Origin of the sequence: Methylophaga sp. UBA1464 (assembly GCF_002325665.1) — a bacterium.
Taxonomy (GTDB): domain Bacteria; phylum Pseudomonadota; class Gammaproteobacteria; order Nitrosococcales; family Methylophagaceae; genus Methylophaga.
Map to the genome: position 1 here is coordinate 1 of NZ_DCSO01000043.1, position 7,086 is coordinate 7,086.

At 47.1% G+C, this 7,086-nt stretch carries 8 protein-coding genes and 1 pseudogene; all 9 read right to left on the minus strand.

What is annotated here, in order from left to right; genetic code table 11:
* Positions 1-384: pseudogene (locus tag B3O33_RS04350) on the minus strand (F0F1 ATP synthase subunit alpha); the annotation flags it as partial.
* A gap of 24 nt (positions 385-408) precedes the next feature.
* On the minus strand, positions 409-939 hold the full coding sequence (locus tag B3O33_RS04355) for a F0F1 ATP synthase subunit delta (protein ID WP_292361368.1): 531 nt from the start codon (positions 937-939) through the stop codon (positions 409-411).
* 12 nt (positions 940-951) lie between these two features.
* Positions 952-1,422 carry a F0F1 ATP synthase subunit B gene (locus B3O33_RS04360; RefSeq protein ID WP_292361369.1) on the minus strand — a complete coding sequence of 157 codons (471 nt, stop codon included), beginning with the start codon at positions 1,420-1,422 and terminating at the stop codon, positions 952-954.
* 45 nt (positions 1,423-1,467) lie between these two features.
* Entirely contained in the window at positions 1,468-1,701 is a 234-nt protein-coding gene (gene atpE, locus B3O33_RS04365; protein WP_292361370.1) for a F0F1 ATP synthase subunit C, read from the minus strand.
* A 57-nt stretch (positions 1,702-1,758) separates the two neighbouring features.
* Positions 1,759-2,658 (minus strand): F0F1 ATP synthase subunit A, encoded by a 900-nt coding sequence (gene atpB, locus B3O33_RS04370; protein WP_292361371.1) that lies wholly within the window; start codon positions 2,656-2,658, stop codon positions 1,759-1,761.
* A gap of 7 nt (positions 2,659-2,665) precedes the next feature.
* The gene (locus tag B3O33_RS04375) at positions 2,666-3,040 is read right to left on the minus strand and encodes an ATP synthase subunit I (RefSeq protein ID WP_292361372.1); all 375 of its coding nucleotides are present in this window, start codon (positions 3,038-3,040) and stop codon (positions 2,666-2,668) included.
* Positions 3,041-3,305: 265 nt separating this feature from the next.
* The gene (locus tag B3O33_RS04380) at positions 3,306-5,147 is read right to left on the minus strand and encodes a methyl-accepting chemotaxis protein (protein WP_292361373.1); all 1,842 of its coding nucleotides are present in this window, start codon (positions 5,145-5,147) and stop codon (positions 3,306-3,308) included.
* 217 nt (positions 5,148-5,364) lie between these two features.
* Positions 5,365-6,228, minus strand: a complete 864-nt coding sequence (locus B3O33_RS04385) for a ParB/RepB/Spo0J family partition protein (protein ID WP_292361374.1) — start codon at positions 6,226-6,228, stop codon at positions 5,365-5,367.
* A gap of 19 nt (positions 6,229-6,247) precedes the next feature.
* Positions 6,248-7,030 carry a ParA family protein gene (locus B3O33_RS04390; RefSeq protein ID WP_292361375.1) on the minus strand — a complete coding sequence of 261 codons (783 nt, stop codon included), beginning with the start codon at positions 7,028-7,030 and terminating at the stop codon, positions 6,248-6,250.
* Positions 7,031-7,086: the final 56 nt, after the last annotated feature.

Here is a 7,086-nt window from a genome sequence, read left to right on the forward strand (position 1 = left end):
TGGAGAAGAGCCGGTGGCTTGAATGTCACCTTTGCCGTCAATTGGTTTACCCAGTGAGTCAACAACACGTCCTAACAGGCCTTCACCTACTGGAACTTCCAGAATACGACCAGTACATTTGACTTTGTCGCCTTCAGAAATATGTTGGTATGCGCCCAGAACAACGGCACCGACTGAGTCGCGCTCCAGGTTAAGAGCCATACCGAAAGTGTTGCCTGGAAACTCAAGCATTTCCCCGGACATGACATCGGCAAGACCATGAATGCGCACGATACCATCGGTAACACCGACTACGGTGCCTTCTGTTCGTGCTTCAGTAGCCCCGTCAAAGCTTTCAATTCGCTTTTTAATCAGGTCACTGATTTCTGCTGAATTCAGTTGCATCTCTGTTTCCTCTTTACGGGCCGCTTAGCTTATCGCGCTGGCCAGTCTGTTCAATTTACCTAAGGCAGATCCATCGATTACCAGATCGCCTGCCCGAATGATTGCGCCGCCCAGCAGACTTTCGTCTACGCTTTCGCTGAGGGTGATTTCTTTACCCAGGCGTTTTTTAAGTGCAGCAGCAATCTTGCTTTTTTGTTCATCCGTCAACGGCCGTGCGGTTATCACATCGGCTGACAGCATTTGTTCCGCATCGGCGCGTAACTCTTCATATAGCTCTGCAATTTCCGGCAACAGCAGCAATCGATTGTTTTCTGCCAGAAGCAGCAGAAAACTACGAGCATCTGTGCTGAGCTCACCAGTGATATCGGCAAGCAGATTAACTGCCTGTTCATCACTGACCGCAGGGCTCACCAATATGGATTGCACCTCGGGAGTAGCAGCGCATTGCGCCAGTACACTAAGCAGCTCAGACCATGACTGCATGTCGCCTTTTTCTTGTGCAATCGCAAATACGGCTGATGCGTAGGGGCGAGCGATGGTTATTGATTCTGCCATCCTATGATTCCTCTAGATTTGGCTGACCAACTCATCGAGCAGGTCGGTGTGGGCTTTGTCATCAATCTCACGACTAAGGATTTTGCCAGCACCTGCCAGTGCAACTGTCGCAACTTGTGCTCTCAGTTCATCACGGGCGCGGTTCGCTTCCTGCTCAATTTCTGCACGGGCAGAAGAGAGAATTCGCTCACCTTCAGTACGCGCAGTGCCTTTGGCTTCATCGACAATTTCATTTCCGCGGCGCTGTGCCTGAGAAACGATTTCGCTTGCCTGATCTTTTGCTTCATGAATTACCTGTTGGGCACGTTTTTCTGCCAACTCTTGTTCATGACGACCACGTTCTGCCGCAGCCAGACCATCAGCGATTTTCTTTTTGCGTTCTTCCAACGCCTGCATGATAGGCGGCCAGACGTACTTCATGCAGAATGCGACGAAAATCGCAAAGGCAATTAGCTGGCCTATCAAGGTTGCATTGATATTCATGCCTGTACCTCTTGTTTATCGCTATTGGGAGTTGAGTTAATGATCTTAACCAGCTACCGCGAACAGTACATACATTGCCAAACCAACAGCGATCATTGGTACCGCGTCAACCAGACCCGCAACCAGGAAGAACTGTGTACGCAACATTGGCACTAATTCAGGTTGGCGAGCAGCAGCTTCCAGGAAACGACCACCCAACAGACCGACACCAACGGCCGCACCCAGAGCACCCAGACCAATCATCAGTGCACCCGCAATATAAACTAAACCCATATCCATTTTTCTCTCCTACGAACGTCTAAAGACTAAAAAAATAAAGTTACAACTCAATCAAACTCAATGATGTTCCTGATGTGCCATATCCATATATACCGTGGTCAGCACCATAAAGATGAATGCTTGCAACGTAATAATCAGAATATGGAAAATCGCCCAGCCAACCTGTAACAGACCGGCAAAAGAACCCAGAACAAGACCGGCACCGTACATGGTAGCGATCAAAATGAACACCATTTCACCTGCATACATGTTGCCGAACAACCGTAATGCCAGTGAAAATGGTTTTGCAATCAAGGTGACAGTTTCCAGCACAAGGTTGATAGGCAGCGCCCATTTACCAAAAGGCTGCAAGGTCAGTTCGCCAACGAAACCACCGACGCCTTTGACTTTGAAACTGTAATAAAGCATGAGTAAGAAAACGAATAATGCCATGCCAAGCGTGGCATTTGGATCGGTTGTCGGGACGATTTTGAAGAACACATCGTGCGGATCAACACCGAATATGGCTGATGCACCGTGAGCCACGGCCAGGGGAATAACATCTACCGGAATTAAGTCCATCAGGTTCATCAGGAAAACCCAGACAAAGATGGTTAATGCCATCGGAGCAACCAGAGTATTTTTACCGCCGCTGAATGAACCACGAACCGTGTCGTCAATAAACTCCATTATCCATTCTGCGAAATTCTGTGTGCCGGTCGGGACGCCGGCGGAGACTTTTTTGGCAACGCTGCGGAAAAACCACATCATCAAACCGCCAAGTAAAATCGACATAAACATGGTGTCGACGTTGATGGACCAAAAACCCATTTGCGCCGCCTCACCAGAAGACATCGCAAAACCATAATCACCTGTCGGAGCCCATACGCCCGGCTCTATCTCTTCGTGTTTCTGACCGAAAGTCAGATTCTGAAGGTGATGCTTGATGTATCCTGAAGTTGTTAATTCTTCCGCCATGTTTGTCTCAAGCCCGTTTCATATTTCCAAACAATAAAACCACTTGTATCGCGACGAAGCCGAGCAGTAGCGGTAACGCGGTAAATTCAAACACCACGAAGCCAACCACAAACATGGCCAGGGTAAAAACCCATCGTTCTGCAATACACCTGTATATGCCACCGAGATTTTTTGCCGGATTGGCACCAGCCTTCATGACTGTTCTCAGTAAATGCCATTTCAACAATAGTGTGTTAGCCACACTAATCATGCCTCCAAAGCATACGGCTATGGCGACATCCTTGCCATGTAACCATGAGACACAAGCCACTATGATCAGCAACGCTATAAACTGGGTTTTTAGCAGCTGATTGACGGGCCTGACCCTGGTTAATTGCTCCATTTTTATCCGCTGGATCTTAGTTTTGCCTTAAGCAAATCAGGGAATTATATAGACCTATGCTTTGCATGGTCAACGACTATCTCGCTTAATTTATTTCAGGCAGATTAAATTTGCAGATTTATGAATTCGCTTAATCCTGATTTTTTCACTGTGAAAGATTCCATTTATGATTCTGGTTTTGCAAAAACTTGCCTGTGATATTTTCCCGAAGAAAGCATTATTTCAGCCCATCAGGCTTTTAAAGGTGATGCATTGGGAACCCGGCTTAATCTTGAAGATCAAGGGATTTAGGTTGCAGATCGAATTTTAAACAATGCGCCTGATATAACTTTTTAAGCTCCGCTTCTCCCATCAAATTACCCGGTTCATCGCGATAGCTGATTTCACCACTGACTGGCGACCCCTGCCATTTTTGCTCAATTTGTTTACGTTCAGGCTGTTGTTTGAACCAGGCAATAAATTCATTGGCTTTGGCCAACAGCCGATAGCTTGATCCCCACGCATTCACGGCCATCGTGTAGTAATACGGTTGCGGTGCAATATTTCCCGGAATAATTTCAATCTTGCCAAACCAGGGGCTGGCTGGATTTTCACAGGCCCAGTAATAAATAGGCAGATCTACGCCAAAAGCGTCGACAACGCCATCCGACAGACAATTATGAATTCGGGTCTGATCGGAATAGGCAATTAAATTTTCCAGTTTAATCCTTCCATCCGCTTTGCCTTCGTTGCTACTCCAGCGCAAACCTTGATCTTCAAGCACCTGAAAAGCGGCTGGATCATTGATAATACCCACTACTTTGCCATTGAGATCTTCCAGCCGGGAGATATTGCTGTCACCCTTTCTGCGAGCCAACACCCAATGCAGATAGGTATAGGCCTCGGAATAAGCAACATTGTCGTATTCAGCGGATGGGGGAAGTGCGCTGATCACAACGTCTGCAGGCGGCTCACCATATTTTTTACCTGCGGTAAGTAATTCAGTGCACATATCCCATGGCGCTTCGATAAATTCACATTCAACGCCAAGGAACCGTGCAAATGCTCTGGCGTAATCTACATCCAGCCCTTTCAGTGGCTCACCGAGTTTTTCACGAAATGACAGACCAACAAAATTGGGTTCTATCGCCACTCGCAATGTTCCTCGCCGCAAAATATCATCGAGTTGGTCATGCGATGCATCCGGCACCAAAAAGAGTTTTTTCAGCGTGTTATCCATTGCTTTTACGGCTGGCTCGATCTGCGCTGACTGAATATCAATTTTTTCCAAACCGCTGGACATATCTTCAACCACATCGTTAATGATCTTGTTCTTGCCATGTATGCGCTGCATAACGCCTTTGTTTAAATCCAGCGTTTCAAAAATCACCGCCGTGTTTTCCATAATCGCTCGCAGTTGCTCACTGATAGATTGAAACAATTCGGTGAGCTGACCGGTAGCAGATTGAATAACCTCAACAAAACTGTTCAGTCTTTCGGTATTGGTTTCGCGGATATGATCCAGTTCAGTGTTAACCTCTGTAAAATCCAGCTGTTTGGCTGCTTGCTGCGCCTGCTCCATGGTTACGGCAGCCAGTCTTCGAACCTCATCAGCCACGACGGCAAATCCCCGGCCGTGCTCCCCGGCACGCGCTGCTTCAATAGCCGCATTTAGCGCCAGCATATTCACGCCACGCCCGATTTCCAGAATGCCATCCAGCACTTGCGTAACACTATTGGATTTTTCATTGAGAGTAAGTGATATGTCTTGCATTGCCTGCCCGACAGCGCCATTCACATCCCGCACTTCCACGTCTATTTGTGCCTGTAATGCGCCAACCGTAGAGTTTGAGCTATTCAGGTAATCATTAGCCTGCCTGAGTTCACTATCCAGTTTGTCAGTACGCTGGCCGATTTCTGATAAAAAGTTTTGCTGTACCTCCAGCGCGCGGAAAATCTGTCGTGAAAGCTGTGCTGTCTGGCTGCTTACTAATTGCAGGGAACGATAAAAACGCTTTTCTGCCTCAGAAAATTGTTGGGGGGATGTCGCCTCATCCTGCTCCAAAGAATTTGCAATCGGAGGCTCATTGAACTCTGATGAATTAAATATTCTGTCCAACAGTTTCATTGCTGACTCCATAAATGTCGATTCAACAGAGCTATGCAATTGTCAGTCCAGCAATGACTGACACGCGTGAATGGATATGCAATGCTTTTAAAAATGAGATGTTAGAAAAAACGGTGCTGAATGGAGGTCATCTAACTTGCAGTAAGGTAAACAAAGTTGCACCAGAGTGAAACATAGACTTCACCCGTTCTGTGCAAATTGATCTCTGACTATCTTTTTAAACCCCAATTTGTTTAATCAGGTGTTTTAGCTCATCAACATTGGAATAATCAAAAACCAGTTTTCCTTTGCCATTGGCGCGGTGCTTGATACTAAAGCCTTTACCCAGTTTTTCAGCAAGACGCTGTTCGAGTCGCTCGATTTCTTCCAGTGATGGCTGAGGGACTTCCTGTTTATCTGCCGGGGAGGATTTCAACAGACGACGAATAAGCTGTTCTGTCTCACGGACAGACAGACCCTTTTCAACGATCTGCAAAGCGGCTTCTGACTGACTTTCACCTTCCAGAGCCAATAACGTTCGGGCATGGCCCATTTCCAGATCGCAGTTTTCCAGCAACTTTTTCACATCATCATTGAGATTACGCAGACGCAGTAAATTAGTGATGGTGGCGCGGGATTTCCCCACAGCTTCAGCCGTTTGCTGATGGGTTAATTCAAATTCTTCACGCAGTCGATGCAAGGCATTGGCCTCTTCCATCGGGTTGAGATTTTCGCGTTGAATGTTCTCAATCAATGCCATCGCGATTGCATTGCGATCCGACACATCTTTGATCAAAACCGGAACACTTTCCAGGCCAGCCAGCTTGGAAGCCCGCCAGCGGCGTTCCCCGGCAATGATTTCGTAATGCCCGCCGTCAATCGGTCTCACCACAATCGGTTGCACCAGACCTTGAGAACGGATGGAGTCGGCAAGTTCTTCAAGGGATTCCTGAGACATATCCATGCGTGGCTGATATTTGCCGGGTTGAATCATGTCCAGCGGAAAATGTTGCAAGCTGTCATTCAGGCTGTTTTCGTCCTGATTGACGTCACCTAACAGTGCATCCAGTCCTCTGCCTAATCCTCTTTTTTTACTTACCATATTTAGGAATACCTGTGTGTTAGCTTGCCGTTGTCGCTTTTTTATCACGTCGCATCAATTCACTGGCTAAAGCCATATAGGCAATTGAGCCACGCGAAGTTCGATCATAATTTAACACAGGCAGACCATGGCTGGGCGCTTCGGCTAAGCGAACATTACGCGGAATTATCGAATGAAAGACTTTACCCTGGAAATGACTTATCAATTGGCGTGACACCTGATTGGCCAGATTATTACGCGCATCGAACATGGTGCGCACCATACCGGTGACTTCCAATGCCGGATTGGCGCGTTGTTTTACCCGTTCGATAGTACGCAACAACGAGGTGAGTCCTTCCAACGCATAGTATTCACATTGAATCGGAATCAAGACACCTTTTGAAGCGACCAGCGCGTTGACTGTTAACATGCTCAAAGATGGCGGACAGTCGATCAGGATAAAATCGTATTTTTCCTTACTGGATTCCAGCGCCAATCTAAGCCGGTGCTCACGAAGTTTGATTTCCAGCAACTGGACTTCTGCTGCCGTCAAATCGGTATTGGTTGGCATCACATCAAAGCCCAAGCCTTCCGGGCGAATGATCGCATCACTGGCTTTGGCTTCAGCCATAATAACGTCATAACTGCTGATTTCGATGGCATCTTTATCAATGCCACAACCGGTGGTCGCATTACCCTGCGGATCTAAATCAATCATTAATACTTTCTTGCCAGAATCAGCAAGTGAAGCCGCCAGATTTACTGTGGTGGTCGTTTTACCGACACCGCCCTTCTGATTGGTAACCGCGAATATATTTCCCACTGATGCTAATCCTTAATCAGTCTTACCAGATGCCTTTCAGCCTGATCTCCCGGTGT

What these genes read in the sequence shown, in the direction of transcription:
- B3O33_RS04355 (WP_292361368.1), bottom strand. Translation starts at nt 939, where the DNA reads ATGGCAGAATCAATAACCATCGCTCGCCCCTACGCATCAGCCGTATTT.
- B3O33_RS04360 (WP_292361369.1), bottom strand. Translation starts at nt 1,422, where the DNA reads ATGAATATCAATGCAACCTTGATAGGCCAGCTAATTGCCTTTGCGATT.
- atpE (WP_292361370.1), bottom strand. Translation starts at nt 1,701, where the DNA reads ATGGATATGGGTTTAGTTTATATTGCGGGTGCACTGATGATTGGTCTG.
- atpB (WP_292361371.1), bottom strand. Translation starts at nt 2,658, where the DNA reads ATGGCGGAAGAATTAACAACTTCAGGATACATCAAGCATCACCTTCAG.
- B3O33_RS04375 (WP_292361372.1), bottom strand. Translation starts at nt 3,040, where the DNA reads ATGGAGCAATTAACCAGGGTCAGGCCCGTCAATCAGCTGCTAAAAACC.
- B3O33_RS04380 (WP_292361373.1), bottom strand. Translation starts at nt 5,147, where the DNA reads ATGAAACTGTTGGACAGAATATTTAATTCATCAGAGTTCAATGAGCCT.
- B3O33_RS04385 (WP_292361374.1), bottom strand. Translation starts at nt 6,228, where the DNA reads ATGGTAAGTAAAAAAAGAGGATTAGGCAGAGGACTGGATGCACTGTTA.